The 25,480-nt window shown below is 74.3% G+C and carries 22 protein-coding genes and 1 tRNA gene; 13 read left to right on the top strand and 10 right to left on the bottom strand.

The genetic code is table 11. The annotated features are described in order from the left end of the window. Window positions 1–163: 163 nt before the first annotated feature. Window positions 164–237: transfer RNA gene (locus tag ACJ6WD_RS13950), tRNA-Met, on the top strand. Between the two features lie 55 nt (window positions 238–292). Here ACJ6WD_RS13950 and ACJ6WD_RS13945 read toward each other — a convergent pair. From ACJ6WD_RS13945 to ACJ6WD_RS13920, 6 genes are all read right to left on the bottom strand, one after another. Further along, the gene (locus ACJ6WD_RS13945) at window positions 293–1,303 is read right to left on the bottom strand and encodes a DUF418 domain-containing protein (protein WP_407615868.1); all 1,011 of its coding nucleotides are present in this window, start codon (window positions 1,301–1,303) and stop codon (window positions 293–295) included. A 114-nt stretch (window positions 1,304–1,417) separates the two neighbouring features. Then, the gene (locus ACJ6WD_RS13940) at window positions 1,418–2,053 is read right to left on the bottom strand and encodes a response regulator transcription factor (protein ID WP_232817292.1); all 636 of its coding nucleotides are present in this window, start codon (window positions 2,051–2,053) and stop codon (window positions 1,418–1,420) included. A gap of 71 nt (window positions 2,054–2,124) precedes the next feature. Further along, window positions 2,125–3,345 carry a sensor histidine kinase gene (locus ACJ6WD_RS13935; protein WP_376438530.1) on the bottom strand — a complete coding sequence of 407 codons (1,221 nt, stop codon included), beginning with the start codon at window positions 3,343–3,345 and terminating at the stop codon, window positions 2,125–2,127. Window positions 3,346–3,443: 98 nt separating this feature from the next. After that, window positions 3,444–3,965: a universal stress protein gene (locus tag ACJ6WD_RS13930; RefSeq protein ID WP_233659281.1), complete on the bottom strand. Its 522-nt coding sequence runs from the start codon at window positions 3,963–3,965 to the stop codon at window positions 3,444–3,446. Between the two features lie 16 nt (window positions 3,966–3,981). After that, window positions 3,982–5,226, bottom strand: a complete 1,245-nt coding sequence (locus ACJ6WD_RS13925) for an SLC13 family permease (protein WP_376556130.1) — start codon at window positions 5,224–5,226, stop codon at window positions 3,982–3,984. Window positions 5,227–5,394: 168 nt separating this feature from the next. Next, entirely contained in the window at window positions 5,395–6,432 is a 1,038-nt protein-coding gene (locus tag ACJ6WD_RS13920; RefSeq protein WP_407615867.1) for a DUF5954 family protein, read from the bottom strand. 146 nt (window positions 6,433–6,578) lie between these two features. Here ACJ6WD_RS13920 and ACJ6WD_RS13915 point away from each other — a divergent pair, with 146 nt between their 5' ends. From ACJ6WD_RS13915 to rodA, 7 genes are all read left to right on the top strand, one after another. After that, on the top strand, window positions 6,579–7,091 hold the full coding sequence (locus ACJ6WD_RS13915; RefSeq protein WP_407615866.1) for a nucleotide triphosphate diphosphatase NUDT15: 513 nt from the start codon (window positions 6,579–6,581) through the stop codon (window positions 7,089–7,091). 94 nt (window positions 7,092–7,185) lie between these two features. Further along, entirely contained in the window at window positions 7,186–7,902 is a 717-nt protein-coding gene (locus ACJ6WD_RS13910; RefSeq protein ID WP_233659283.1) for an N-acyl homoserine lactonase family protein, read from the top strand. Window positions 7,903–7,973: 71 nt separating this feature from the next. Beyond that, entirely contained in the window at window positions 7,974–8,612 is a 639-nt protein-coding gene (locus ACJ6WD_RS13905; RefSeq protein WP_233659284.1) for a C39 family peptidase, read from the top strand. Between the two features lie 180 nt (window positions 8,613–8,792). After that, the gene (locus tag ACJ6WD_RS13900) at window positions 8,793–9,008 is read left to right on the top strand and encodes a hypothetical protein (protein WP_055584440.1); all 216 of its coding nucleotides are present in this window, start codon (window positions 8,793–8,795) and stop codon (window positions 9,006–9,008) included. 183 nt (window positions 9,009–9,191) lie between these two features. Further along, a complete protein-coding gene (locus tag ACJ6WD_RS13895; RefSeq protein WP_016575226.1) occupies window positions 9,192–10,841 on the top strand; it encodes an APC family permease in 1,650 nt (549 codons plus the stop codon). A 290-nt stretch (window positions 10,842–11,131) separates the two neighbouring features. After that, entirely contained in the window at window positions 11,132–11,944 is an 813-nt protein-coding gene (locus ACJ6WD_RS13890; protein ID WP_407615865.1) for a class I SAM-dependent methyltransferase, read from the top strand. Between the two features lie 225 nt (window positions 11,945–12,169). Further along, complete coding sequence (gene rodA / locus ACJ6WD_RS13885) at window positions 12,170–13,366, top strand: rod shape-determining protein RodA (protein ID WP_374206834.1); 1,197 nt, start codon at window positions 12,170–12,172, stop codon at window positions 13,364–13,366. Window positions 13,367–13,424: 58 nt separating this feature from the next. Here rodA and ACJ6WD_RS13880 read toward each other — a convergent pair whose 3' ends face one another. Next, window positions 13,425–13,868, bottom strand: coding sequence for a hypothetical protein (locus ACJ6WD_RS13880; protein WP_376556104.1), 444 nt, complete (start codon window positions 13,866–13,868; stop codon window positions 13,425–13,427). Window positions 13,869–14,151: 283 nt separating this feature from the next. On the opposite strand from ACJ6WD_RS13880, the gene ACJ6WD_RS13875 reads away from it, so the two are divergent. From ACJ6WD_RS13875 to ACJ6WD_RS13865, 3 genes are all read left to right on the top strand, one after another. Then, window positions 14,152–14,592, top strand: a complete 441-nt coding sequence (locus ACJ6WD_RS13875; RefSeq protein WP_233659287.1) for a hypothetical protein — start codon at window positions 14,152–14,154, stop codon at window positions 14,590–14,592. A 57-nt stretch (window positions 14,593–14,649) separates the two neighbouring features. After that, a complete protein-coding gene (gene eccCb, locus ACJ6WD_RS13870) occupies window positions 14,650–19,053 on the top strand; it encodes a type VII secretion protein EccCb (protein ID WP_407615864.1) in 4,404 nt (1,467 codons plus the stop codon). Between the two features lie 184 nt (window positions 19,054–19,237). Then, a complete protein-coding gene (locus tag ACJ6WD_RS13865) occupies window positions 19,238–19,999 on the top strand; it encodes a GNAT family N-acetyltransferase (RefSeq protein ID WP_376438502.1) in 762 nt (253 codons plus the stop codon). Here the strand turns inward: ACJ6WD_RS13865 and ACJ6WD_RS13860 are convergent. Both ACJ6WD_RS13860 and ACJ6WD_RS13855 read right to left on the bottom strand, forming a co-directional pair. Beyond that, window positions 19,986–20,720 carry a DUF4389 domain-containing protein gene (locus ACJ6WD_RS13860; RefSeq protein ID WP_233659290.1) on the bottom strand — a complete coding sequence of 245 codons (735 nt, stop codon included), beginning with the start codon at window positions 20,718–20,720 and terminating at the stop codon, window positions 19,986–19,988. The two genes, ACJ6WD_RS13865 and ACJ6WD_RS13860, sit on opposite strands and share 14 nt — an antisense overlap. A gap of 189 nt (window positions 20,721–20,909) precedes the next feature. Beyond that, window positions 20,910–22,358: a glutamate decarboxylase gene (locus tag ACJ6WD_RS13855; protein ID WP_020930645.1), complete on the bottom strand. Its 1,449-nt coding sequence runs from the start codon at window positions 22,356–22,358 to the stop codon at window positions 20,910–20,912. A 603-nt stretch (window positions 22,359–22,961) separates the two neighbouring features. Between ACJ6WD_RS13855 and ACJ6WD_RS13850 the strand changes: the two genes are divergently transcribed. Beyond that, window positions 22,962–24,002 (top strand): alcohol dehydrogenase catalytic domain-containing protein, encoded by a 1,041-nt coding sequence (locus tag ACJ6WD_RS13850; protein ID WP_233659293.1) that lies wholly within the window; start codon window positions 22,962–22,964, stop codon window positions 24,000–24,002. A gap of 21 nt (window positions 24,003–24,023) precedes the next feature. On the opposite strand, the gene ACJ6WD_RS13845 is transcribed toward ACJ6WD_RS13850, so the two are convergent. Next, window positions 24,024–24,980, bottom strand: coding sequence for a helix-turn-helix domain-containing protein (locus ACJ6WD_RS13845; RefSeq protein ID WP_331246306.1), 957 nt, complete (start codon window positions 24,978–24,980; stop codon window positions 24,024–24,026). A gap of 100 nt (window positions 24,981–25,080) precedes the next feature. On the opposite strand from ACJ6WD_RS13845, the gene ACJ6WD_RS13840 reads away from it, so the two are divergent. Then, a complete protein-coding gene (locus ACJ6WD_RS13840) occupies window positions 25,081–25,395 on the top strand; it encodes a cupin domain-containing protein (protein ID WP_038517683.1) in 315 nt (104 codons plus the stop codon). Window positions 25,396–25,480 lie beyond the last annotated feature (85 nt).

The following is a 25,480-nucleotide window of genomic DNA, read 5'->3' as shown; positions in this document are numbered from 1 at the left end:
GGCCTCACAGGCACATCCCTACCCGCGGGGCGCCCCCGGGACGACGGCGAGGCCCCGCCGAAGATCCCCGGCTTCCGGCAGGCGGCACGGCGGCCCCCTCGGGCCGGGCGCAAGCGCCGATTCGACCGGGCCCCCGCCGTTGCCGTACAGTTCAGCGTGCCGACGCGGGGTGGAGCAGCTCGGTAGCTCGCTGGGCTCATAACCCAGAGGTCGCAGGTTCAAATCCTGTCCCCGCTACTCAAGAAGTGAAGGCCCGGTGGATCCCACCGGGCCTTCACCGCGTTCCGGACCGTCAGCGGCGGTTGGGGACGCGCTCCCACCAGGTGACGCAGCGCAGGCACCACTCCACCGGGCCGTACCGGAAGCGGGCCAACCACCAGCGGCTGACGAGCGTCTGCACGACGAGGATCGCCAGGGCCAGCACCATCGCCGTGCCCCAGTGCAGGGAGTGCCGCAGGCCCAGCACCGGGGCGGCCGCGACGACCAGGAGCGTGGCGGTCAGGTAGTTGGTGAGCGCCATGCGACCGAGCGGTTCGAGGACCGCGGACAGCGGCGCGGCCAGCGGGGTCCGCAGCAGCAGGAGCAGGGTGACGGCGTAGGCACCGGCGGCGAGCAGCCCGGCCCCGGCGGCGATCCGGGTCGCGTGCGCGTCGGCCGGATCGACGGCGTGCTGCCACCAGACGGCCGCCGCCGCGAGCGGCACGAGTCCGGCGAGCACCGCGGCCAGCCGGCCGGTGCGGTGGTCCAGGGCGCGCGGCAGGCCCAGCCGGGCCACCGCGAGGCCGAGCAGGAACAGGCCCGGGATGGTCGCGATGCCGCCCGAGGTAACCGTCACGGAGGCCAGGGTGAGCACGGTGCCGGCGCCGAGCACGACCGGGGTGGGCAGCCAGGTCGCGGGCAGCAGCACCAGCAGTCCGAAGATCGCGTAGGGGGTGAGCGCCTCACCGGGGTGCAGCAGTTGGTGCGCCGCCCCCAGGAGACCGAGCGCGACCAGACGCCGTACCAGGAGCAGCCGCGGCCGATCCGAGCGGCGGGCGGCGCCGTCGAGGAAGAGCGCGAAGCTGATGCCGAAGAGGAACGAGAAGATCGGGAAGAAGCGCTCCTGGACGGTGAGGTCCAAGAACGCGCGGATCGGGTGCAGCACCCCGGGGCTCGGTCCGAAGGCCATGGCGGTGATCTGCGGGACGTTGACCAGGAGGATGCCGCACAGCGCGAACCCGCGGAGGGCGTCGAGGGCGCGGATGCGGGGGCGGTCGGGCGCCGGGGCCGGAGCGGGCGGCGCCGTGGTGGTGGTCTGCTGCATGGCACCACCGTCGGTCGGCGGGGGTGCCCGGGGCCTCTGCCGTTCGGCCGGAGCCGCCCGCCGTCCCTCGGCCGAACGGCCGACCCGACGCCGGCCGGGCGGGGACGGCGGCGGTCAGCGGGCCCGCACGGCGCCCGTCTCCCAGGCCCAGGCGGCGATCTCCACGCGGTTGCGGACGCCCAGTTTGGTCTGGATGCTCCCGAGGTGGGTCTTCACGGTGCCGAGCGAGACGTAGAGCTCCTGGCAGATCTCCTGGTTGGTGCGCCCCCGGGCCACCAGGCGGGCCACGTCCATCTCGCGGTCCGTGAGCGGCCCCGCGGCGCCGGCGGCGGCGCCCGGGCCGGTCGCCGCGTCCGGGTGCGGGCCGAGGCGTTCGAGCAGGCGGACCGTCACCGACGGGGAGACCAGCGCATCGCCCCGGGCCGCGGCACGGACGGCCTCCACCAACAGGCCCGGGCCGGCGTCCTTCAGGAGGAAGCCGCAGGCGCCGCCCTGGAGGGCGCCGTAGACGTAGTCGTCCTGGTCGAAGGTGGTGACCACGACGACCCGCAGCGGGTCGGTGGCGTCCGGGCCGGCGAGGATCCGGGTGACGTCCAGGCCGTCCAGCTTCGGCATCCGGACGTCCACCAGGCAGACGTCGGGGCGCAGGCGCCGGGCGGCCTCCACGCACGCGGCGCCGTCGGCGACCTCGGCGATCACGTCGAGGTCGGGTTGGGCGTCGAGGATCAGCCGGAAGCCGGTGCGGACCATCTCCTGGTCGTCGGCGATGAGCACCCGGGTCGCACGGGCCGGCTGCGCGGATGGGGACGTCGGGGAAGGGGTCACGCGTCCGATCGTGCCATGCCGGCGTCGTCCGGCCGGGGGTCCAGCACCGGGAAGGTCGCGGTCAGCTGCCAGCCGCCCTCGGGGGTCGGCCCGGCGGTCAGCGAGCCGCCGACCGCCTCGGCGCGCTCCCGCAGGCCCACCAGTCCGAAGCCGCTGCGGCCGCCGGCGGGGGTGGCGGCGCGGTCGACGGGCCCGTCGTTGCGCACCTCGACGGCCAACTGCCCGGCGCGCAGGGCGGCGCGGACGGCGACGGTCACCGCCCCGGGCGCGTGCCGGCGCACGTTGGTCAGGGCTTCCTGCACCGCCCGTTGGACGGAGGTCTCCACTTCGGGCGCGAGGCGGGCTTGGCGGGCGGCGGCGTCGATCCGGACCGTGACGTCCGGGCCGCCGCCCCGGGAGAAGTCGGCGGCCAGTTCGGCCAGCGCGGCGTACAACTCGCCGGGGCGCACCGCGCGGCCCTCCTCCTCGCGGAGCACCCGGACCAGGCGGCGCATCGAGTCCAGCGTCTCCAGCCCCGCCTTCTCGATCCCTGTCAGCATGGTGTCGACGCGCTCGGGGGCGCTCTCGCGGATGGTGCGGGCGGCCTGGGCCTGGACGACGATGCCGGTCACGTGGTGGGCCACGAAGTCGTGCAGGTCGCGGGCGAGTTCCAGCCGTTCGCTCTGGCGGACCGCGGTGACGGCGCGGGCCCGTCGGGCGTCCAGGGCACGCAGGTAGCAGCCCAGTCCGAGCAGGGTGCCGACGGCGACGGTGAGGGCGAAGGCGTAGTTGACGAGGTCGTTGTAGTGCCACATCCGCAGCGGGGCCGCGACGACGGCGGTGCCGAGCGCGGCGCACAGGGCGACCGCAGCCGGCGGCGGTTCGGCCCGCCGGGCGGTGCGGGCGAGCAGCGCCAGGAGGGCCACGGTCTCCGGCAGTCCCCAGGTCCCGGCGGCGCTCCGGTGGGGCAGGAGGGCCAGCACGCCGGTCACCGTCCAGGAGGCGGCCGCCGCGGCCGCGGCCCGGCGCCGCACGGTCGACCAGCCGTCGGGCGCCAGCAGCAGCACCGCGTAGAGCGGTGCGGTGGCCAGCGGCACGAAGTCCGCCACGTGGTGCGGATAGCCGGTCAGCGGTTGGACGCTCACCCAGTCGGCCAGCCAGGCCAGGACGAGGACCGGGCAGAGCGCGACGGGGGCCGCCCACCGGGTGCGGCGCGGGAAGGGGGTGCGAGGTTCCACGCCGGCAGGTTACGCACGCGCCGGCCCGCCGCGGCTCGGCCGAACGGCCGACGTGGCCGGCGGGCCCGGCGGGACCGCACCGGGCCGGCCGCCGTCCGTCAGGCCGGCTCGGGGGGCGGTGGGGGTGGCAGGGTGTCCAGGTCGGGGGCGGGTTCGGGCCAGACCAGGAGGACCGGGCAGGGCGCGTGGTCGACCACGAAGCGGCTGGCCGGGCCCAGGCTGTGCGGACCGAGGTGGCTGCGGTCGCCGTCGCGGGCGAGGATCAGCAGGTCGGCGCCGTCGGCGGCGGCCACCACCGCGCGTTCGGGCCGGCCGGTGCGTTCCCGGCGGGTGCACGGGCGGGCGAGACGGTCGGCGGCGGTGCGCAGCAGCGCGTCGGCGGAGGCGGCGGCCAGGTCCTCCACGCGGCTGCCCGGGTCGCTGCCCCAGCCCTCGGGCGGGTGGTGTCCCCGGCGGTGGCCGCGGCCGAGCAGCCCGGCGTAGGCGCCGTGGGCGGCGGCCGGGGCCTCGGGGCCGCTGGTGTGCAGCAGCACGATCTCGGCGTCTTCGGGGGCGTGGTCGCGGGCGGCGTCCACGCAGGCCGGCCAGGTGCCCTCGACGATCCAGACGATGACGGTCACGAGTCGGCCTCCGTGCTCAGGCTCCGAGGACGTGCAGCGACAGCCACAGTGCTACCACGGAGGCCACCAGTGCCGCGGGTACCACGAGCAGGCCGAGCAGGGTGAATTCGCCGAGCGCCACGTCGGTGCCGTGTTCCCGGACGATGCGCCGCCACAGCAGGGTGGCGAGCGATCCGGCGTAGGTGAGGTTGGGGCCGATGTTGACGCCGAGCAGGACGGCGAGCACCGCGCCGGGCCCGGCGGGGGCGGTGAGCGGTACCAGGACGAGGGTGGCGGGCAGGTTGTTGATGACGTTGGCGAGGACGGCGGCGAGCGCGGCGAGGCCCAGGAGGGCCGGCAGGGTGCCGCTGTGCGGGACGAGGTGGGCGAGGCCGGCGGCGAGCCCGTTGTCGACGACGGCGCGGACCACGATGCCCAGCGCCAGGACGAAGGCGAGGAACGCCGGGGCGGCGGAGCGGAGGATCGCGGCGGGAGTGGTGCGGCGCCGGGCCAGGGCCCGGACCGACAGCACCAGCGTGCCGGCCAGTGCCGCCCACACCGGGTTGAGCCCGAGGGCCGAGGCGAGCACGAAGCCGGCCAGCGTGCCGGCCACGGTGACCAGGGCGAACAGCGGCAGTTGGGGGGCGTCCGCAACGGCCGGTGCCAAGGCGCCGGCGTCCAGGTCGGTGGCGAAGAACCGTCGCAGCACCACGTACTCGACGGCGATCGCGGCCAGCCAGGGAAGCGCCATCAGCCCGGCGAACCGGGTGAAGCTCAGACCGCTGGCCGCGAAGGCCAACAGGTTGGTGAGGTTGGAGACCGGCAGCAGCAGCGAGGCGGTGTTCGACAGGTGGGTGCAGGCGTAGACGTGCGGTGCGGGCCGGGCGCCCAGGCGGGCGGCGGTGGCGAACACCACCGGGGTGAGCAGCACCACCGTCGCGTCCAGGCTCAGGACCGCGGTGACCACCGACGCGACCAGGAACACCTGTGCCAGCAGCCGGTGCGGGCGGCCCCGCGCGCTGCGCGCCATCCAGGCACCGCAGGCCCGGAACAGCCCCTCGTCGGCGCAGAGCTGGGCGAGCACCAGCACCGCGGCGAGGAACCCGATGACCGGCCCCAGCCGCTCGGCCTCCGCCCGCGCGTGCGCCGGCGACACCGCCCCGACCGCGAGGAGCACGCCGGCCGCCGGGACCGCCACCACCGCCTCCGGCCAGCCCCAGGGCCGCACCACCGCACAGGCCAGGACGACCACCAGGAGTGCGACGGAGAGTGCTTCGGCCAACGACGCGTTCAGGATCGGCTCCTCGCGGACGGATGAGGCGACGCCTCGAAAAAAGGGGGTGCCAAAGGGGAGGTAACGGTAACTTCCCGACTCGGGTCATCGGCCGGACACCCGCCGGACGCGCCCTGAGGACCTCCACCGGCCGGCTGGCCTGCCGGCCCGACCGGCTCAGCTGTCGTAGTGCAGCGTGCCGTCCTCGTCCATGGTCGGGTGGATCTGCGTCGGCCCGTAGTCGTCCACGTCGGACGGGCGGGGCGGTTCCGGGCCGTCGGGGCCGGTGCGCACCATCCGCTCGATGCGGCAGATCTGGAACGCCCGGTCGCCCACCCGCACGTCGTTGGCGCGGCCGGCGGCCTTGAACGCGTCGGCGGCCCGCGCGTACTGCTCCCGTTCGGCGTCACTGAACTCGTACAGCCCGGGCCAGAATTCGACCATGGCGTCGGCGAGCAGCCGCCGCGCCGCGTGCGGGGTCGGCATCAGCGCGCCCCTCGGTTGCCAGCCTCCGGAGCGGCGTTCGGCCACGCCGAAGCCGACCGGCAACAGGACGACGTCCGGATAGTCCGTGCGGGCGCGCTCGGACTCCTCGCGGACGGCGGTGGGGAAGCCCTCCCCCGGATAGGCGAAGCCCTGGAGCGCCACCTTCATGGCGGCGGCCATGGGGCTGGTCTCCCGGCCGGGGACGAGCGCGAAGTCCAGGTCCGGGGACGGGGGGTCGCTGCGGCCCTCCCAGGTGCGGGCGGCCGGTTCGGGGTCGGTGGGCCGGGGCGGTTCCAGACCGGTGCGGCCGGTGCGCACGAACTCGTCGCCGCGGACGATCCGGTAGCGGGCGCCGCAGACCGTCAGGTCGTCGAGCGGTTCGTGTTCCAGGCGGGTCACCGCGGCCAGCAGTTCGCGCCGCACGGCCGGGTCGTCGGTGTCGTCCTTGGCCGTGAACCACAGGTGGGAGTTGAGGGCGTCCCGGGCGCCCTGCGGCGTGTCGTCCGCCACGGGTTTCAACAGCCGCCATTCCGCGGTGCGTTCGGGGTCCTGCGGAGGGTCGGCCGGGGTGCGGACGGCCACCCCGAAGACCGGCCCGCGGAGCGCGAGGTCCGGATAGCGGCGGGACGCGTCCACGGCATCGGCCTCCACGACCCACTCGGTCGGGTCGTCGCGCCGCACCAACTCCCGGTGGAGCCGGTCGATCTGTCGCTTCCAGTCATCGGTCATGAGCGCATTGTGGTCGGCGCGCGTCGCGGATTCGGCCGGAACGGTGGAGGTGCCGCACACCTGCGGGTGAATGTGCGGGAAAGTGTTGCCGTCCCGGCATCGGGGCAGGTCGTGCAGGAGCCGAGAGAGGGACGGGAAGGGACGGGATGGGCAGCGGAACGGGCACGGGTACGGGTGCGGTCACCAGCCGGCAGCGCGGGGACCGACCGCCGCAGGCGCACGCGACGTTCGGGGTCGGCGTCATCGTGCTGGACGCGGGCGGGCGGGTGCTGCTCGGTCTGCACCGCGCGGGGACCTGGGAGTTGCCCGGCGGAAAGGTCGATCCGGGCGAGGGCGTGCGGTCCGCCGCGGCCCGGGAGCTCCGGGAGGAGACCGGACTGCACACCGATCCGGACGAGGTGCGGATCTTCGCCATGCTGCACGACGACGTCGACGGCCTGAACCGCATCACCATGGCCTCGCTCGTCACCCGTTTCGACGGGGCGCCGCACGCGGCGGAGCCGCAGCACGTCAGCCGCTGGGAGTGGCACTCCCCCACCGCGCTGCCCGGGCCGCTGTTCACGCCGTCCGCGCAGATCCTCACCGTGTGGCGCCCGGAGTTGGCGATCGCCGCCCCGCCGGCGCACCGGCTCGACGTGATGTGCGTCGGGACGACCTGACGGACCGCGGCGGTCACCGCCGGCCCCGGGGGCGGCGGTGACGATCGGGCGCAACCGGCTGCGGGCGGCGGGCCGGCCCGACGAAGATGGGGTCATGCAGACGACCTCGACGCACACCGCGGTGCACCGCCTCGACCTCGGCTACTTCGTACGGCCGGCATCGGAGACCGGCGGCCCCGAGCCACGGGTGGAGCCCGTGCTCGCCTATCTGGTGGAGCACGACCGGGGACTGCTGCTCTTCGACACCGGCGTCGGAGCCGCCGACCCGGAGACCGAGGCGCACTACCGCCCCCGGCGCCGCCCGCTCCAGGCCGCGTTGGCCGCCGTCGGCGCGTCCCTGGCCGACGTCTCGGTCGTCGTCAACTGCCACCTGCACTTCGACCACTGCGGCGGCAACCCCCTCCTGGCCGGGAAGCCCATCGTGGTGCAGGCCGTGGAGCTGGCCACCGCGCGGCGCGGCGGCCACACCTTCGACGAGCTGATCGACTTCCCCGGCGCGCGCTACGAGGAGCTGACCGGCGAGGCCGAGATCTGGCCGGGCGTGCGGGTCGTCCCGACGCCGGGCCACACCGACGGGCACCAGTCGCTGGTCCTGCACCGCCCCGACGGCACGGTGGTGCTGGCCGGGCAGGCCCGTGACGTCGCGTCGCACTACGCCGCCGACCACCTGGCCCGACAGGCCGCGTCGGACGGCGTCGAGCCGCCGCTGCCGGGCTACCCCCGCTGGCTCGACCGGCTCGCCGACTTCGCGCCGCGCCGGGTGCTCTTCGCGCACGACTGCTCGGTCTGGGAGCCGCCGCGCGCCGGTTGACGGCCCCGGGTGCCGGTCGTCGGCGGCGCACCCTTCCCGGCGGGCCGCGACGCCCGTCGATACCCTGCACCATGACCGCGAACGCCACCGTCATCCACCCCGTCCCCTACCACGCGCAGTGGGCCTCGCCGGAACTCGTCCCCGCGATCCTGGCCGGGACGCTGCCGGCGGCCGAGGACCCCCGCTGGCCCGAATACGGGGCCGAGGACCCGCAGGAGTACGCCTGGTGGTCCTGGCGCCTGTGCGGGATGGCCTGTCTGCGGATGGCGTTGGAGTTCTGGCGGGGGTCGGCGCCCACCGCCATGGAGCTGGCCGCCGAGTGCCTGGACGCCGGCGCCTACGTGCGCCGCGGGGACGGCCTGGACGGCCTCGTCTACGCCCCGTTCGCCGCCTACGCGACCCGCCGTTGGGGCCTGGTCGCCGAGTCCCGGCCCGACCTTCCCCGGGCGGAGATCCCCGCGCTGGTCGGCGCGGGCCGGCTCGTCCTGCTCTCGGTCCACCCCAGCGTCCGGGACGCCGACCCCCGGCCGCCGCGCCGGGGCGGGCACCTGGTGCTGGCCGTCGGCGTCACACCGGACCACGTGGTGATCCACAACCCGTCCGGACTCCCGGGTCGCTCCCAGCAGTTCGCGCACGTCGACTGGGAGCGGTGGGAACGGGTGTACGCCGGGCGCGGCGTCGTCCTGGGGCTGCCGGACGACGAGCGGTGAGCGAACGCCCCCGGGAGGTTGCTTGAGCAGGCAGTCACATCGGCGCGGTGATCGGGTTCCCTCGGATCCCCCCACATATCGAGCCGCGCTCGGCGCGGCGTCCCCGCCCCGTGTGGGTGATGGCCAACTTCCCTGCCGGCCAAGGAACATGGAGCCAGGAACGGCGGAGGGGGTGGTGGCGTGCGGGAGAGCGGCAACCCATCGGAGCGGCGGCGCGTCCCGTTGGGCGCCATCGGTCTCGTCCTGGCGCTGGCCGTCAGTGTGGCCGGGGTGGCCTGGGCCGCCGGTCTCGACGAGACCGGCGTGGAAGTCGCCCCGTCGAGCGGCGACGCCGGCGGGGCCGCCGCCACACCGGGACCGGCGACGCCCCGGCCCGCCGCGCCGCCCCGCCCGTAGCGCCGGCCCCGGCGGACACCGCCACCGGTCGGACCGTGGCGCGCCCGGCGCGGCGTGCCCGACCTCTCCGCGACCCTCCTGAAATATTGGGGCAAAAGGTACGTGCGCCCACTCGGGCCTCCGCAGGCCGTCGGGCGCTTCGTCACCGGACGCACCCGACGCAGCGGAACGAGGGCACGCCCCATGGAGATGCACCAGCCGCCCGCACCCGCCGCACCCCGGAATCCCGGCCTGCGGCGCGAGATCGGACTGATCGGGCTGATCTGGACCTCGGAGGGGTCCATCATCGGATCCGGATGGCTGTTCGGCGCGCTGTTCGCGGCGCAGGCGGCGGGCACCGCGGCGCTGGTCTCCTGGGGCATCGGGGCCGTCGCCATCGTCATCCTGGCCTTCGTCCACGCCGAACTGGGCGCGATGTACCCGGTCGCGGGCGGCACCGCGCGCTTCCCGCACTACGCGTTCGGCAGCGCGGCCGGCGCCTCCTTCGGCTGGTTCTCCTGGCTCCAGGCGGTCACCGTGGCGCCGATCGAGGTGATGGCGTCCCTGAACTACCTCAGCGTGCACGCCCCCTGGGTGCAGACGGGCAAGAACCACCTCACCGGCGCCGGCTACGGACTCGCCGTCGCCTTCATGGCGTTCTTCGTCGTCGTCAACTTCTTCGGCGTCCGGTGGCTCGCCCACACCAACAGCGTGGCGACGTGGTGGAAGGTGGCCGTCCCCGTCGTCACCATCGTCGTGATGGGCGCCGCGGCCTTCCATCCCGCCAACTTCGGCTACCAGGGCTTCGCGCCCTTCGGCGCCAAGGGGATGCTCTCGGCGATCAGCACCAGCGGCATCATCTTCGCGCTCCTCGGCTTCGAGCAGGCCGACCAGTTGGCGGGCGAGAGCCGCAACCCGGCGCACGACATCCCGCGGGCGGTGATCGGCTCGATCCTGATCGGCGTGCTGGTGTACGTGGCGCTCCAGGCGGTGTTCATCGGGGCGCTCCCGCACAGCGCGTTCGCCCACGGCGGCTGGGCCGACCTGACGTTCGCCGGCAAGGCCGGGCCGTTCGCCGGCCTCGCCACCTCCGTCGGGCTGGGCTGGCTGGCGACGCTCCTCTACATCGACGCGGTCATCTCGCCGTCCGGCACCGGCCTGATCTATGTGACGGCCACCTCCCGGGTGTCGTACGGACTGTCCCGCAACGGCTACGTGCCGGTGGTCTTCGAGCGCACCACCAAGCGCGGCGTCCCGTGGTTCGGCCTGCTGGTCGCCTTCGTGATCGGGCTCGTCGTCTTCCTGCCGTTTCCCACCTGGCAGAAGCTGGTGGGCTTCGTGACGTCGGCGAGCGTGCTGATGTACGCCGGCGCCCCGCTCGCCTTCGGGTGCCTGCGGAAGCAGGATCCCCACCGGCCGCGCCCGTACCGGTTGCCCGGCGGGCTCTTCTGGGCGCCGGTGGCCTTCGTCGTCGCCAACTTGATCATTTACTGGGCCGGTTGGGACACGCTGTGGCGGCTGGGCGTGGCGATCGTCCTGGGCTATCTGGTGCTGGGCGGTTCGGCGCTGCTCAAGCTCAACCCCAAGGCACCGCACCTGGACTGGAAGCACGCGCAGTGGCTGCCGGTGTACCTGCTGGGCATGGGGGTGATCTCCTGGCAGGGCGGCTTCTGCAGCACCGGTCCTGCGTCCAAGGTGGCGTGCGGGGCGACGGACGCGCTGCCGCTGTGGTGGGACATCGCGTTGATCGCCGCGTTCAGCCTCGTCGTCTACTTCTGGGCGCAGGCGGTCCGGTTGCCGGACGAGCGGACCCGGGAGTACATCGGGTCGGTGGAGGTGGTCCCCGGGGGCTGAGCGCCCCGGCCGCGACTCCTTGGGGTCGGCGGGCTCGGAACCCGTACGGAAACCGGGCCCGGCGCGGCCGGGATCGCCCCCGTGACGGGACGCCGCCGGGTGCGGGGCGCGGGTCCCGGCGCGGGCCGGCGAAAGGGGGCGGCAGGCCCCCGGACGGTGCGTCAGACGGGCCGTGACGCGGTCGGGCCGCTCCTGCCGACCGGGGCGTCCGGCGCGCTTCCCGGTAGCTTCCAGGAGTCGGGCGGCGCCGGACTCGGGGCGCCGGACGGGCGGCGGTTACGGGAGGACGCATGGACGCGGTGGACGGATGCGCGGAGCCGGAGCGGGCCGGCGGCGGGCCGGAGGGGGCGCGACACGTCCGCACGATGGAGGACGTGCTCCGGCTGATGGACGGACTGTTCGCGCCGGCGGCCGACCGCTGGACGGCGGGCGCGGGGGCCTGGTGGGACGCCTTCTACGCGGACCGCGACCGTCCGGTGCCGTTCTTCGCGGCGAAGCCGGACGAGAACCTCGTGGGGTACCTCGACCGCGGGCTGGTCACCGGCGGCCGCGCGCTGGACCTGGGCTGCGGGCCGGGGCGCAACGCCCTGCACCTGGCCGCCCGGGGCTTCGAGGTGGACGCCGTGGACCTCTCCCCGGCCGCCCTCGCCTGGGCCGAGGACCGCGCCCGCGCGTCCGGGGCCGCGATCCGCTTCCACTGCGGGGACGCCTTCACCGCCCTCGCCGACCCGGAAGCGGCCGCGGAGCACGGGTTGCACGGCCGGTACGACCTGATCTACGACTCCGGGTGCTTCCACCACCTGCCGCCGCACCGCCGGATCAGCTACCTCGCTCTCCTGGAGCGGGCCTTGGCGCCCGGCGGTCATTTCGGCCTCACCTGTTTCGCCGCCGGGGCGATGGGGTCGGAACTCCCGGACGCCGAGCTGTACCGCGGCTCCGGCCTGCACGGCGGCCTGGCCTACCCGCCCAGGGCGCTGCGGGCGCTCTTCGCCGACCTGATCGAGGTCGAACTGCGCCGGATGCGGGACGAGCCCCCCGCATCCGCTTCGTTCGGGGAAGCCTTCCTGTGGACGGCCCTGTTCCGGCGCCCGGTGCGGGGCTAGGGCGTGACCGACAGGTCAGCGTCGCGGCCCCGGCCATGGCCCCTCGGACAGGCCCCAGCGGCAACGGCGGTACGCCATCGGGCGGGTGGCCCCGCACCCGGCCGTGGCGCGCCGGTGGTCCTCGCCGTCGAGCCGTCCGCACCGACACACCGGTCGCTTTCATACTTGCGCAAGTTAGAGGAGTATTGTCTGCCTGTCGTGGCTCCGTCCGGACAGGAGGTCCAGGTGAGCGCCGTCAGCTTTCCCGTGCGCGGTACCACCCGCGCCAAATCGGTCTGGGGCCGGATCCTCGGGCGGGGATCCCTGGCCCGCAGACTCGACTGGATGTTGTTCGGCGCGGCCTTCGCGCTCTCCGCGATCGGCGCGCTGCTGGTCTTCTCCGCGACCCGCGGCCGGATGCAACTCAACCAGGGCGACCCCTACTTCTTCGTCGTCCGGCACCTCGTCAACACCGGGATCGGGCTCGCCCTCGGCGCGGTCACCCTCTGGTACGGCCACCGGCGGCTGCGCGACACCGCGGCCCTGCTGTACGCCGTGACCGTGCTGCTGGTGGCGCTGGTGCTGACACCGGTCGGCGCCACCATCAACGGATCCCGGCGGTGGATCGTGATCGGCGGCGGCATGTCGATCCAGCCCGCCGAATTCGTCAAGGTCGCCGTCATCATCGCGATGGCGGTGGCACTGACGTCACGGGTGGACGCCGGCGACCTGACCCGGCCGGACCGGCGGGGCATCGTCCGGGCGCTCGCCCTGGGCGGCTTCCCGGCGCTGCTCATCCTGCTCACCCCGGACCTCGGCCAGGTGCTGGGCATCGCGGCGATCGTGCTGTGCATGCTGGTCGTCGCGGGCGCACCGAAGCGGTGGGTCCTGGGGCTGCTGGGCGTCGGCCTGGTCGGCTGCCTGGCGGTCTGGCAGTTCCACCTGCTGGACCAGTACCAGATCAACCGGTTCGCCGCGTTCGCCGATCCGGCGCTCGATCCGTCCGGCGTCGGCTACAACACCAGTCAGGCCCGGATCGCCATCGGCGCCGGCGGCCTGACCGGCTCGGGGCTCTTCCACGGCGCCCAGACCAACGGCCAGTTCGTGCCCGAACAACAGACCGACTTCGTCTTCTCGGTGGCCGGGGAGGAACTGGGCTTCCTCGGCGCCGGCCTGATCATCGCGCTCATCGGGGTGGTGCTCTGGCGGGCCTGCCGGATCGCACGGAACTGCCCGGACCTGTACGGCACGGTCACCGCTGCCGGCGTCGTGGGCTGGTTGGCGTTCCAGGCGTTCGAGAACATCGGGATGAACCTCGGCATCATGCCGGTCACCGGTCTGCCGCTGCCGTTCGTCAGCTACGGCGGGTCGTCGATGTTCGCCGGGTGGGTGGGCATCGGGCTGCTCCAGTCGATAAGGACGCAGCGGGTGATGTCGGCCTGAGCGTGCGGGCCGGTCCGGGCGCCGGGCGGGCGGGACGGACCGGCCGGCGGCCGGCCGGCTACCGGGCGGCGAACAGGGCCCGCAGGTGCCGGCCGTTGGCGACCGCGACGACGCCCAGCAGCGCCAGCCCGCAGACGCCCTGCTCCACCTTCAGCCACACCGGGAACGGGCCGGGCACCGCGATGAGGACGGCGATGGCCACCACCATGACGGCGGCCACGATCCGCAGCCTGCGGTAGGCGCTGCGGGAGCCACCGGCCGCCCGGGCGGTGAAGGCGCACGTCAGCAGCGCGCTGACGACGACGATGCCGGTGCGCACCCAGACCGCGTCGTTCACGACGGCGGCGTCGTCGCGGAGGAGGAAGACGGCCGCGAGGGTGAGCGCGCTGAGCACGAGGTAGCCGCCGACCAGCAGCTTCATGCCGCGGAAGGCCCTGATGCTGCGGGGGTGTTGCAGCGCTTCGGTGGGAACCGCGCTGGGGCGCGGGCTCCGGGCGTTCATGGTGGGGTCCCTTCTGCCGGGCGCAGGGGCGGCACCCCTGCCTGCGATCCCCTCCAGCATCCGGCCGCCCCGGCCGCCGTTCGTCGGTCTGGCGGACGACTCCGTCGGCGCCGTGCGTCAGGGAGCGGTGCGGGGCAACCCGTACGGGCCACCACCGAGGCGTCTCGGGGTCACCGCGCCGCCGGCCGCAACTGGCTTGCGTTGAAGCAGTGTTGAGACATCCCAACGCCCCCCTCCGGGCGCGGCTGCCCCTAGAATCCTGCGGTGACGCGAAAGGTGGCTCATGACGATCACGGGGGACGTCACCGTCGTCGTGCACGACGAGGACGCCGATGACGAGGAACTCGACGCACTGACACGGCAGTTGCAGGAGGAACTGCTCCAGCTCCACCTGCCCGACGTGGTGCGCCCGGCGACGACCGGCGCGACCGGCGGCAAGAGCGCGCTCGTGACGGCGCTCGGCACGTTGGTGCTCAGCGGCGGTTTCTCGGTCGCCGTCCTGCGGTCGGTCACTCGCATCGTGCAGGACGTGCTCCGCCGCAGCGGAGCCCGCAAGGCCGTGCTGGTCAGTGGCGAGCACCGGCTGGAGATCCAGGGGGCGTCGAAGAAGACCACGGACGCGGCGGTGGAGGCGTGGCTCCGGATGGTGGCCGACGGCACCGACGCCGCACCGGGCGCAGCGGCGGGGCCGACGGCGCTGGAGGGCCCCACGGGGGACGCGTGATGGCACGCCCGGACCGCGCCGCGGCAGGCCGGGCAGCGCGGCCCGCGGGAGGGACCCGTGGGTGAGCGCCGCGCCCTGCTGATCGCCACCGAGCGCTACCTCGACGACTCACTGCCCCAGCTGCGCTCCCCCGTCCACGACGCCCGCAAGCTCGCGGCGCTCCTCGAAGACCCGGACATCGGCCAGTTCGACGCCGTGCAGGTGCTCGTCGACGAGTCCAAGGCGGTCATCGAGGAGGCCGTCGAGCGGCTCTTCACCGACCGGGAGGTGGACCTCGCGCTGGTCTACCTGTCCTGCCACGGCCTGAAGGACCGGCGGGGGCGGCTGCACTTCGCCACGGTGCGGACCAACCGCGAGATGATCCGCGCCAGTTCGGTCTCGGCGGAGTTCATCAAGGAGTCGATGGAGTACGGCCGCGCGCAGCAGAAGATCGCGCTGTTGGACTGCTGCTTCTCCGGCGCGTTCGGCACGTCGAAGGGCGACCCGGGACTCGACGACATCCCCCGGCAGTTCGTGGACCACCGCGGCAGCTACGTGATCACCGCCGCCAACTCCGTCCAGCAGGCGCTGGAGGACGAGTCTCCGGGCGGTGGGCCGACCGCGTGGAGTTCGGTGTTCACCCGCGCCGTGATCGACGGCCTGCACACCGGCCGCGCCGACCTCGACGAGGACGGCTGGGTCACGGCGCAGGAGCTGTACCAGTACGTGTCCGACACGGTGGCCCGCACCCACGAGCAGAAGCCCACCTTCTTCGGCAGCGACATCCAGGGCGGCAGCCACCTCCGGCTCTCGAAGGCGTCCCCGCACGCGCACCGGCCGTTCCCCGGGCTCACCGAGACCGACGGCCCCTCACCGCTCGCCACCGTCGACCAGTTGCTGCCGCCGCTGGCGGTGACCCCCGACCGCGGTCTCACGGCCGAGGAGTGGCGCAGCAACGGGCAGTTGATCACCCCGATCGGGCGCTCCCACCGGGCCGAGGGCCGCCGGGTCCAGACCCACTTCGTGGACCTGTCCGGCGGCGCCGGACACGTGGCCGTGGCCGGTGGCCCGCGCAGCGGCAAGACCCTGCTGCTCCAGACGCTGGTGACCTCGTTGGCGCTGACCCACACCCCGCACGAGGTCGAGTTCCACTGCATCGACCTCGGCGGCGGCGGACTGCGCCGGCTCCGGCACCTGCCGCACGTCCGGGGCTTCGCGCAGCGCCAGGACCCGGACGCGGTGCACCGGACGGTCGCCCGGGCGGTGGCCCTCAACGCCCGCCGGGAGCACGACTTCGAGCGGCTGCCGGCGATCGACTCCATCGAGGCGTACCGCGGGGCGCGGGCCCGCGGGCTGCTCGCCGACCAGCCGGTCGGCGACCTCTTCCTGGTCGTCGACGGGTGGGCGGAGTTCGCCGAGGACTTCCAGGACCTGGCGGCGGCTTTGCGCGGCATCGGGACCACCGGTCTGCGGCACGGCGTGCACCTGATGGTGAGCACGTCCCGCTGGGCGGCCGTCCCCCGGCCGCTGCTGGAGGTGATGCTGACCCGTTTCGAGCTGGCGCTCAGCTCCCCCGACGAGTCGCTGATCCAGCCGGAGCTGGCCGCCCGGCTCACCCCGGCCACGCCCGGTGTGGCGCTCTGCAACGACCGGGCCGAGAAGCGGTACGTGCACGTCGCGCTGCCGCGTACGGACGGGGCGGCCTCGGTGCACGACCTGGCGACGGCCGCGGCGGAGCTGGGCGCGCGGGTGCGCGGCGGCTGGGCCCGGTTCGCGGCGTCGGAGCCGGCTCCGGCCCCGACGCCCGCCGCCCGGGACGCCTTGCCGTTCACCGACCTCCTGGCCATCGAGGACGCCGGCGCCCTGGACCCGGCCCGGCACTGGCGGCCGCGCCGCCCCGAGGATCGGCTCCGGGTGCCGATCGGCGTCGACGAGCAGGGGCAGCCGGTCTTGCTGGACCTCAAGGAGGCGGCCCAGAACGGGATGGGGCCGCACGGGCTGTGCGTGGGCGCCACCGGCTCCGGCAAGTCCGAGCTGCTGCGCACCCTGGTGATGGCGCTGGCCGTCACGCACTCCTCCGAGCACCTCAACTTCATCCTGGCGGACTTCAAGGGCGGGGCGACGTTCGCCGGCCTGTCGGAGCTGCCGCACGTCGCGGCCGTGATCACCAACCTCGTCGACGACACCACGCTGATCGACCGGATGCGGGACGCGATCAGCGGCGAGCTGCAACGCCGCCAGGAACTGCTGCGCTCCGCGGGGAACTACGCCAACCTCACCGCCTACGAGCGCGCCCGGGCCACGGGACTGCCGATGGAGCCGCTGCCGTCCCTGGTGATCGTGGTCGACGAGTTCAGCGAACTGCTCACCGCCAAGCCGGACTTCATCGAGATGTTCGTCCAGATCGGGCGGATCGGCCGCTCGTTGGGCGTCCACATGCTGCTCGCCTCGCAACGCCTGGAGGAGGGCAAGCTGCGCGGCCTGGACACGACCCTCTCGTACCGGATCGGGTTGCGGACGTTCTCGGCGGCCGAGTCGCGGGCGGCCATCGGGGTGCCGGACGCCTACCACCTGCCCGCGACGCCGGGCAGCGGCATCCTGCGCTACGACGGCGAGGCCACGCTGCGGTTCTCGGCCGCGTACGTGTCGGGCGTCTACCGGGCACCGGGGGCGACCGCCGAGCCCGGAACGGGCGAGGGCCACGGGGACGCCCTCGCCGACAGCGTGCTGGACGTCCTCGTCCGGCGCCTGGAGGGCCAGGGCCCGCCGGCGCACCAGGTCTGGCTGCCGCCGCTGGAGGTGCCGGCCACCGTCGACCAGCTGCTGCCGTCGCTGGTGACCACCCCGGAGCGCGGGCTGCACCCGGCCGACTATCCGGCGCTGGGCAAGCTGGTGGCGCCCGTGGCCCTGGTGGACAAGCCGTTCGAGCAGCGCCGCGACGTCATGTACCTGGACTTCTCCGGAGGGGCCGGGCACGGGCTGTTCGTGGGCGGTCCGCAGTCCGGCAAGTCGACCGCGCTGCGCACGATGATCGCCGCGTTCGCGCTCACCCACACGCCCCGCGAAGTGCAGTTCTACTGCGTGGACTTCGGCGGGGGCGGCATGCTCGACCTGGCCCGCCTGCCGCACGTCGGCGGGGTCGCCACCCGACTGGAGCCGGACCGGGTGCGCCGCACGATCGCCGAGGTCAGCGGGATCCTGGAGCGTCGGGAGGAGTTCTTCCGCGCGCACGGCATCGACTCCGTCGCCACCTACCGCCGGCGCCGGGCGGCCGGGGAGTTCCCGGACCAGGCGTGGGGCGACGTCTTCCTGGTGATCGACGGCTACGGCACGTTCCGGGCGGACTACGAACAGCTGGACGGCGCCCTCCTCGACCTGGCCGCACGCGGCCTGGGCTTCGGCGTCCACCTCGTGCTCGGCGCCGCCCGGTACCACGAGGTCCGCCCGGCACTGCGCGACCAGCTGCTCAACCGGGTCGAGCTGCGGCTGGGCGACCCCAGCGACTCGGAGCTCGACCGCCGGGAGGCGAACAACGTGCCGGTCGGCCGACCCGGCCGCGGGCTGTCGCCGGAGCGGCTGCACTTCCTCGCCGCGCTGCCGCGGCTCGACGGCGTCGCCGAGACCGACGACCTGGGCTCCGCGCTGGGCGAGTTGGCGTCGGTGGTGCGGGCCGAGTGGCCGGGACCGGTGGCGCCGCCGGTGCGGGTGCTGCCCGCGGTGTTCCCGGCGGCCGAACTGCCGGCACCGACGGCGGGCGAGCCCGGCGTCGCGTTCGGCATCGACGAGACCGACCTGGCTCCGGTCCGCATCGACTTCGAGACGGACCCGCTGCTGGTGGTCTACGGCGAGACCGAGTCGGGCAAGTCGTCGTTGCTGCGGCTGCTGCTCGGACAGCTCGCCGCGCGCTACCCGACCCAGGAGGCCCTGATGGTGGTCGCCGACTACCGCCGGAGCCTGCTCGACGGCCTGCCCGACGACCACGTCACCGACTACTGCACCGCCGCCCCTCGGCTCGACGGGGCGCTCGCCGGGCTCGCCGCGTCGCTGGGGCGACGGATGCCCGGGCCCGACGTCACCCCGGAGCAGCTGCGCAACCGCAAGTGGTACGACGCCCCGGACGCGTTCGTGATCGTCGACGACTACGACCTGGTGGCGACCCGCAGCGGCAACCCCCTCCAGCCGTTGCTGGAGTACCTGCCGTTCGCCCGTGACCTGGGTCTGCGCCTGATCCTGGCACGGAGCACCGCGGGCGCCGGCCGGGCGCTCTACGAGCCGCTGATGCAGCGCGTCACGGAGCTCGGCGCGCAGGCCCTGCTGCTCTCCGGCGACGCGGCGGAGGGCCCGCTGGTGGGGACGCACCGCCCGGTGCAGCTGCCGCCGGGCCGGGCCCGGTTCATCGGCCGCCGCCGCGATCCCCGGCTGGTGCAAACGGCCTGGTTACCGCAGGGTCAGGGCCGGTCGGCAGCCGTCCGGCGGGGATGATTTGCCCCCTCCCGGGGGCGGTGTGCCACAGTGGGATCCCCGGCCGGCCGGGCGTTGCGCCGCGCGCGACGACCGTGGCCGCCGGACTCCCGACAACCCCATCCCCAGAACGACGGTTGCGGCCGTGCCCTGCCCGGATCCTGCCCGTCCGTCGTTCCCGAGCGACTTCTTCCCCCAGAGAGCGATGCAGGCGACGACTCTTCTTCCCCGGACCGCGGACCTGTTCACCCAGGGCCTGGAACAGCAGGCCGGCTCCGCCCTCCTGCGCTTCGGCGCCGCCCGGCCGCGCCCGGACGGCCGGATCAGTTGGTCCGGCGACGGTGCGGTGGCCTGGCTCGACGAGCCGCGCGGCCACGTCTGGAGCGTCGGCGAGCCCACCGCGGCGGCCGGCCTCGTCCTGCGCGCGTCCCATCAACTCCCTCAGAAAGTGCGGGAGTTCACCGGGCCGCGGGGCACCGAGGCGTTGCTCGCCCGACATCTGCCGGTGGCCGAGCCGATCGCGTGGGTCTTCCGGTGGACGCTCGCCGAGCCGCCGGTCCATCCGGCCGAGGAGCGGGTGGTGGAGCTGGACGCGACGCACCACGAGGAACTGCTGGCCTTCCTCAACGCGCACAGCCCGGCGCACTCGACCGGGCCCGGCTCCGCGGACGTCAGCCTGTGGGCCGGCATCCGCGGCGCGGACGGGCAGCTGGTGGCCTGCGGGGCGCTGAGCACGCTGCGGGACAGCGGCGCGCCGCTGATGGCGTCGGTCGCAACCGACGCGGCGCAGCGCGGCCAGGGCCTGGGCGCGGCGCTGACCTCGTGGCTCACCCGGTACGCGGTCCGCCGGTACGGGTTCTGCACGCTGTGGCAGCTGGCCGACAACGCGCCGGCCGACCGGCTCTACACCCGCCTCGGCTACCGCAACGAGGACCCCTGCGTGGCCGGGCGGATCACCGGGCACTGACCGCCGGGGCGTGCCGGCGCGGCGGTCGGTGGCGCAGGCGGTTCCGCAGCCGGCCGGAGCGCCGGCCGGTGCTCTCCGGGCGGAGCGGCGGGAGGGCGTCGGTCAGGAAGAACAGGTACGCCAGGACCTGAATCACCCAGCGGTCGAAGGCGACCAGAGCGCGGAACTGGCGACGCGGGTAGTGCCCGGTCCGTAGGAGCGTGGCGGCGGGCGAGCTGAGGATCAGGACGGTCAGGGCGGCCAGCGCCAGGACGGCGGACAGTCCGCCGATCCACCACACCAGCCGGAAGACCAGGGCGATCAGCACCACCAGCAGGAGCTGTGGGAGGGCGCGCAGCCGCGAGAGGAGCAGCCCCGGGCCGCGGGGCAGGTGCGTCGGACGGTCGACGTACAGGCGGGCGGGGTAGTCCGGCGCGGCGCGGAGGGTGAAGGGCGGGTAGCGGTCGGTGGCCAGTGCCCCGTAGGAGTAGTAGGCGACCCGCCAGGCCCAGCGCAGCACGCCGGTGGAGTAGGCGAACAGCCATCGGGGGTAGCGGCCGGTGACGAAGATCGCCGGGAGTGCCAGCACGGTGGCGACCAGCAATCCCAGGACCAGGGCGGTCAGCGCGATGTGGTGCGGGATGAGCAGCAGCCACTTGACCGCCCAGAGCCAGCGGGACAGCGGTTCGTCGAGCTCCGCCTCGACCCGGACCGGCTGGTATTCCTCGGCGCTCGTCGACATGGTCGTCAGCCCCTTCCGCCCTCGTGGCCCCATCCGGCCGGAGCGTGCCCGCTACCACCAGCGTGACCGAGTCGGGCCGGTTTGGGGAGGGCCCCCGGCCTGGTGCTTGGGGGCGGCCCGGCCGCCGTCGGCTGCGGCCCCGCTGCCCCGGCCCGCTGGCGGCGGGCCGGGGCAGCGGGCCGGCCGGGGTCAGTCGCGGACCGCCTGCTCCGGGATGGCCGGGCGGCCGGCCTGCTTGGTCTCGGCGCCGTGGGCGAAGCCGCCGGCGTCGGCGGCGTCGCGGTGCGGACGCTGCTGGGCCTGGAGGCGCGGCAGGACCCGCCGCAGGTCGTCCAGGAACAGGTCGCCGAGGTCGTGGCCGAAACCGTTGCGGATCACGACGCGCAGGGCGGCCAGGTCGGTGCGGTTGGCCGGGAAGGTGTAGGCCGGGACCTGCCAGCCGCGTTCGCGGAGCGCGGCGGAGACGTCGAAGACGGTGAAGTTGGTGACGTCGTCGCTCATCCGGAAGGCGAAGACGGGGAGCTGGCTGCCGTCGGTGAGCAGGGTGAACGGCCCCATGGCGGCGATCTCGGCGGCTACCCGGGTGGCGACGTCCCGGCTGGTCTGCTGGACGGCGCGGTACCCCTCGAAGCCCAGGCGCAGGAAGTTGTAGTACTGGGCGATGACCTGGGCGCCGGGCCGGGAGAAGTTCAGCGCGAAGGTGGGCATGTCGCCGCCCAGGTAGTTGACGTGGAAGACCAGGTCCTCGGGGAGCGCGTCGGCGTCCCGCCACAGCGCCCAGCCGACGCCGGGCATCACCAGGCCGTACTTGTGGCCGGAGGTGTTGATGGAGGCGACCCGCGGGAGGCGGAAGTCCCAGACGAGTTCGGGGTCGAGGAAGGGGGCGATCATCGCGCCGGAGGCGCCGTCGACGTGCAGCGGGACGTCGATGCCGGTGCGCTCCTGGAGGGCGTCGAGGGCGGCGGAGATCTCGGCGACCGGCTCGTAGGCGCCGTCGAAGGTGGAGCCGAGGACGGCGACGACGCCGATGGTGTTCTCGTCGCAGAGTTCGACGGCCTCCTCCGGGGAGAGGATGAAGCGGTCGCCCTCCATGGGCACGTAGCGCGGCTCGACCTCGAAGTAGTTGGCGAACTTCTCCCAGCAGATCTGGACGTTGATGCCCATCACCATGTTGGGGCGCTCGGTGGACTTGCCCTCGGCGCGCCGGCGGTGCTGCCAGCGGCGCTTGAGCGCGAGCCCGGCGAGCATCGCCGCCTCGCTGGACCCGGTGGTCGAACAGCCCACCGCCGCATGGGAGTCGGGGGCGTGCCACAGGTCGGCGAGCATGTGCACGCAGCGCGCCTCGATCTCGGCGGTCTGCGGGTACTCGTCCTTGTCGATCATGTTCTTCTCGGCGCACTCGGCCATCAGGCGCTGGGCCTGCGGTTCGGCCCAGGTGCTGACGAAGGTGGCGAGGTTCAGCCGGGCGTTGCCGTCCAGCATGAGTTCGTCGTGGACGATCTGGTACGCGGTGTCGGGATCCATGCCGTCGCCCGGCAGCTCGTACCGGGGGACGTGGACCGGCTGCTGGCTGAAGACCGGGTTGACGGCGAGGTTGCGGCTGGCGTCGCGGTGCTGGTGCGGGCGCTTGAGTGGCATGGTGAGCGTGTCCTTCTCGGGTTCGTACCGGGCCGTTCGGCGGACGGTCCGGTCGGCCCTCCCGCCCGGCCGGGCCGGTCCGCGCGCGGCGGCCAGGGTAACGGGTGTGACGGTGCGGGGGTGGCGGCTTGCGCCACGGTGGTGCGACGGGCGGCAGGAGGGGCGGTCCCCCGCGGATTCGGAGCGGGCAGCACTACTCGTTCCCCGTCGGGCGGCCCGCACGGGTCCAGTTCCCGCCGTCCTCACGACACCCGCTCGAACCGGACGAAACGGACGGAGCGGGCCGGAACGCCCACCCCCCTTCCCCCTGTACGCGGCCCGCCACGCACCGTGGTTCCCGCTCGGCGCGCGTGATCGGCCGTGAGCTGGTGTGCTGGTGGAAGGAGGCCGTTGCCCCAGTACGCGGCGGCGCCGGCAGCCGGCCGAGCCGCACGCACGCGCAAGAGACCCATACGGGAGACACGCAGGGAAGCCGGGGCGGGAACCGACGCGCGGGCCCCCGGCGGGCGCGACGGCGCGGACCCGCGGACGAGGCGGGTGCGCGCCGCGCGGGACCCGGCCGGGACCGCCCCGCACCGGCTCCGGCAGGCGGGAGAGATCCAGATGAGCAGCTACCGAGTCGCGCAGGTCGGTGCCGCCGGCGCGCCCTTCGAGATCGTCGAGCGTGAGGTGCCGCGGCCGGGCCCGGGGCACGTCCGGGTCACCGTGGACGCCTGCGGGATCTGCCACAGCGACGCCATGTTCGTCGACGGCGCGCTGCCGGGCGTCCGGTTCCCGCTGGTCGCCGGCCACGAGATCGCCGGCCGGATCGCGGAGGTCGGCGAGCGCACCAACGGCCGGTGGAAGGTCGACGACCGGGTCGCGGTCGGCTGGTTCGGCGGCAGCTGTCACCACTGCACCCCCTGCCGGCAGGGGGACTTCATCGTGTGCGAGCACTTGAAGGTGCCGGGCTGGGCGTACGACGGCGGGTTCGGCGAAACGGTGATCGCCCCGGCCGATGCGCTGGCGCGGATCCCCGACGCCCTGGCGGCGGCGGACGCCGGCCCGATGGCGTGCGCCGGGGTCACCACCTACAACGGGCTGCGGCGCAGCACGGCCCGGCCGGGCGACCTGGTCGCCGTCCTGGGCCTCGGCGGCCTGGGGCACTTGGGCGTGCAGTTCGCCGTGGCGATGGGCTTCGAGACGGTCGCGATCGCCCGCGGTGGCGACAAGGCGGACTTCGCCAAGCAGTTGGGCGCGCACCACTACGTCGACAGCACCGCCGGCACCTCCGTCGCGAACGCCCTGCAGTCCCTGGGCGGCGCCCGGGTGGTGCTGGCCACCGCCTCCAACTCCGCCGCCATCTCGGCGACCGTGGAGGGATTGGCGCACCGCGGTGAGCTGGTGGTCATCGGTGCGGACGCCGAACCGCTGGCGATCAGTCCGGCGCAGTTGCTGATGCGAGCCCGGGTGGTCCGCGGCCATCCGTCCGGCACCGCGCAGGACGTCCAGGACACGATGGCGTTCTGTGCGCTCCAGGGCATCCGGCCGATGATCGAGACGATGCCGCTGGAGCACGCCAACGAGGCGTACGGGAAGATGCTCGCCGGCACGGCCCGGTTCCGGATGGTGCTCACCCACACGGAAGCCGGACGCACGCGCTGACGCCGGCGCCCGCCCCCGCCGTCACGCGCCGGCGCGGAACGCCCTGCGGTACGCGCCGGGCGTCGTCCCCACGGCGCGCAGGAAGCGTCGCCGCAGGTTGGTGGGCGAGGAGAGGCCGACGCGGCGGGCGACGGCCTCCAGCGGGAGGTCGGTGGACTCCAACAGTTCCCGGGCCGCGGCGATGCGGCGGGCGAGCAGCCACTGTCCCGGGCTGACCCCGAGCTGGTCGGCGAACCGGCGGGCGAGCGTGCGCGCCGACACGCCCTCGCGCGCGGCCAGTTCCTCGACCGGCAGCGGTTCGCCGAGCCGGGCGGTCATCCACTCCAGGAGGGGCGCCAACGAACCGTCCAGCTGGATCGGGTGCGGGGGCGCCGTGTACTGGAGCTGACCGCCCTCCCGGTGCGGCGGCATGACCATGCTCCGGGCGACCTGTGCGGCGTAGCCGGCCCCGTGGTCGGTGCGGACCAGGTGGAGGCAGAGGTCGATGCCGGCCCCGGCCCCCGCGCTGGTGGCGATGTCACCGTGGTCCACGTACAGCACGTCCGGGTCCACCTGGACTGCCGGGAACAGCGCGGCCAGTTGGTCGGCGCGGGCCCAGTGGGTGGTCGCGCGTCGCCCGTCCAACAGCCCGGCGTGTCCCAGGGCGAAGGCCCCGGAGCAGATGCTGACGAGCCGTGCGCCGCGGTCGTGCGCCCGGCGCAGCGCGCGGACGACCGCGGGGGTGGGCGGGTCCTCGGGCGGGAGCCACCCGGGGACGACGACGGTGTCGGCACGGTCGAGGGCGTCCAGCCCGTCCGGCACGGACATGGCGTACCCGGCGAGGGTGGCCACCGGACCGGGCCGTTCCGTACACACCCCGAAGGCATAGCGGACCTGGATCCCGGTCCGCTCGATCCCGAACACCTCGGCCGCGCAACCGAGTTCGAAGGTCGACTGCGGTGGGCGGACGAGGGCGACCACGCGGTGGGCGGCAGGCATGTCAAGAAAGTACCGCACGATGTCTTTTCTGACACTCGGCTGGTCGGCGCCGTTCCGTGAGGCTGGGTGCATGGCAACGAAAGAGAACGCGGACGACGCGATGGCCGGCTACGTGTGGAGTGCGGTGGCCCAGGCGCCGACGCGCGAGTTGTTCCCGGGGATCCGGCTGCGCCCGCTGTGGAGCGGGGCGAACGGCGCCCAGGCACAGGTGGTGGAGTTGGACCCGGGCTCGTGCTGGGAAGGGGTGGACGTGCACGCGCCCGGCCCGGAGGAGGTGTTCGTCGTCTCGGGCGTCTTCAACGACGGCGAACGGGACTACCCGGCCGGCTCGTTCATCCACGCACCCGCCGGGTCCTGGCACGTCCCCCAGACGCGGACCGGCTGCACGCTCTTCGTCTTCTATCCGGAGGGGTAGCGACCGGCTACACCGACCACCCCTCATCGACCGACGCGCCGCCGCCCGGGCTTCCACTCGGGCGGCGGCGCCTTTGCGTCCCGGG

Origin of the sequence: Streptomyces sp. VTCC 41912, assembly GCF_045799175.1 — a bacterium.
Taxonomy (GTDB): Bacteria; Actinomycetota; Actinomycetes; order Streptomycetales; family Streptomycetaceae; genus Streptomyces; species Streptomyces albulus_C.
Note: the sequence above shows the minus strand (reverse complement) of the source record. Positions and strands in the feature narration are given on the sequence as shown.

Bases quoted from the DNA above. Each gene is read 5' to 3' on its own strand.
- ACJ6WD_RS13895 (WP_016575226.1), top strand. From the start codon at position 9,192: ATGGAGATGCACCAGCCGCCCGCACCCGCCGCACCCCGGAATCCCGGC.
- ACJ6WD_RS13940 (WP_232817292.1), bottom strand. From the start codon at position 2,053: ATGGTCCGCACCGGCTTCCGGCTGATCCTCGACGCCCAACCCGACCTC.
- ACJ6WD_RS13905 (WP_233659284.1), top strand. From the start codon at position 7,974: ATGACCGCGAACGCCACCGTCATCCACCCCGTCCCCTACCACGCGCAG.
- ACJ6WD_RS13860 (WP_233659290.1), bottom strand. From the start codon at position 20,720: ATGTCGACGAGCGCCGAGGAATACCAGCCGGTCCGGGTCGAGGCGGAG.
- ACJ6WD_RS13855 (WP_020930645.1), bottom strand. From the start codon at position 22,358: ATGCCACTCAAGCGCCCGCACCAGCACCGCGACGCCAGCCGCAACCTC.
- ACJ6WD_RS13890 (WP_407615865.1), top strand. From the start codon at position 11,132: ATGGACGCGGTGGACGGATGCGCGGAGCCGGAGCGGGCCGGCGGCGGG.
- ACJ6WD_RS13875 (WP_233659287.1), top strand. From the start codon at position 14,152: ATGACGATCACGGGGGACGTCACCGTCGTCGTGCACGACGAGGACGCC.
- ACJ6WD_RS13920 (WP_407615867.1), bottom strand. From the start codon at position 6,432: ATGACCGATGACTGGAAGCGACAGATCGACCGGCTCCACCGGGAGTTG.
- ACJ6WD_RS13910 (WP_233659283.1), top strand. From the start codon at position 7,186: ATGCAGACGACCTCGACGCACACCGCGGTGCACCGCCTCGACCTCGGC.
- ACJ6WD_RS13840 (WP_038517683.1), top strand. From the start codon at position 25,081: ATGGCCGGCTACGTGTGGAGTGCGGTGGCCCAGGCGCCGACGCGCGAG.
- ACJ6WD_RS13865 (WP_376438502.1), top strand. From the start codon at position 19,238: ATGCAGGCGACGACTCTTCTTCCCCGGACCGCGGACCTGTTCACCCAG.
- ACJ6WD_RS13915 (WP_407615866.1), top strand. From the start codon at position 6,579: ATGGGCAGCGGAACGGGCACGGGTACGGGTGCGGTCACCAGCCGGCAG.
- ACJ6WD_RS13880 (WP_376556104.1), bottom strand. From the start codon at position 13,868: ATGAACGCCCGGAGCCCGCGCCCCAGCGCGGTTCCCACCGAAGCGCTG.
- ACJ6WD_RS13845 (WP_331246306.1), bottom strand. From the start codon at position 24,980: ATGCCTGCCGCCCACCGCGTGGTCGCCCTCGTCCGCCCACCGCAGTCG.
- ACJ6WD_RS13945 (WP_407615868.1), bottom strand. From the start codon at position 1,303: ATGCAGCAGACCACCACCACGGCGCCGCCCGCTCCGGCCCCGGCGCCC.
- ACJ6WD_RS13850 (WP_233659293.1), top strand. From the start codon at position 22,962: ATGAGCAGCTACCGAGTCGCGCAGGTCGGTGCCGCCGGCGCGCCCTTC.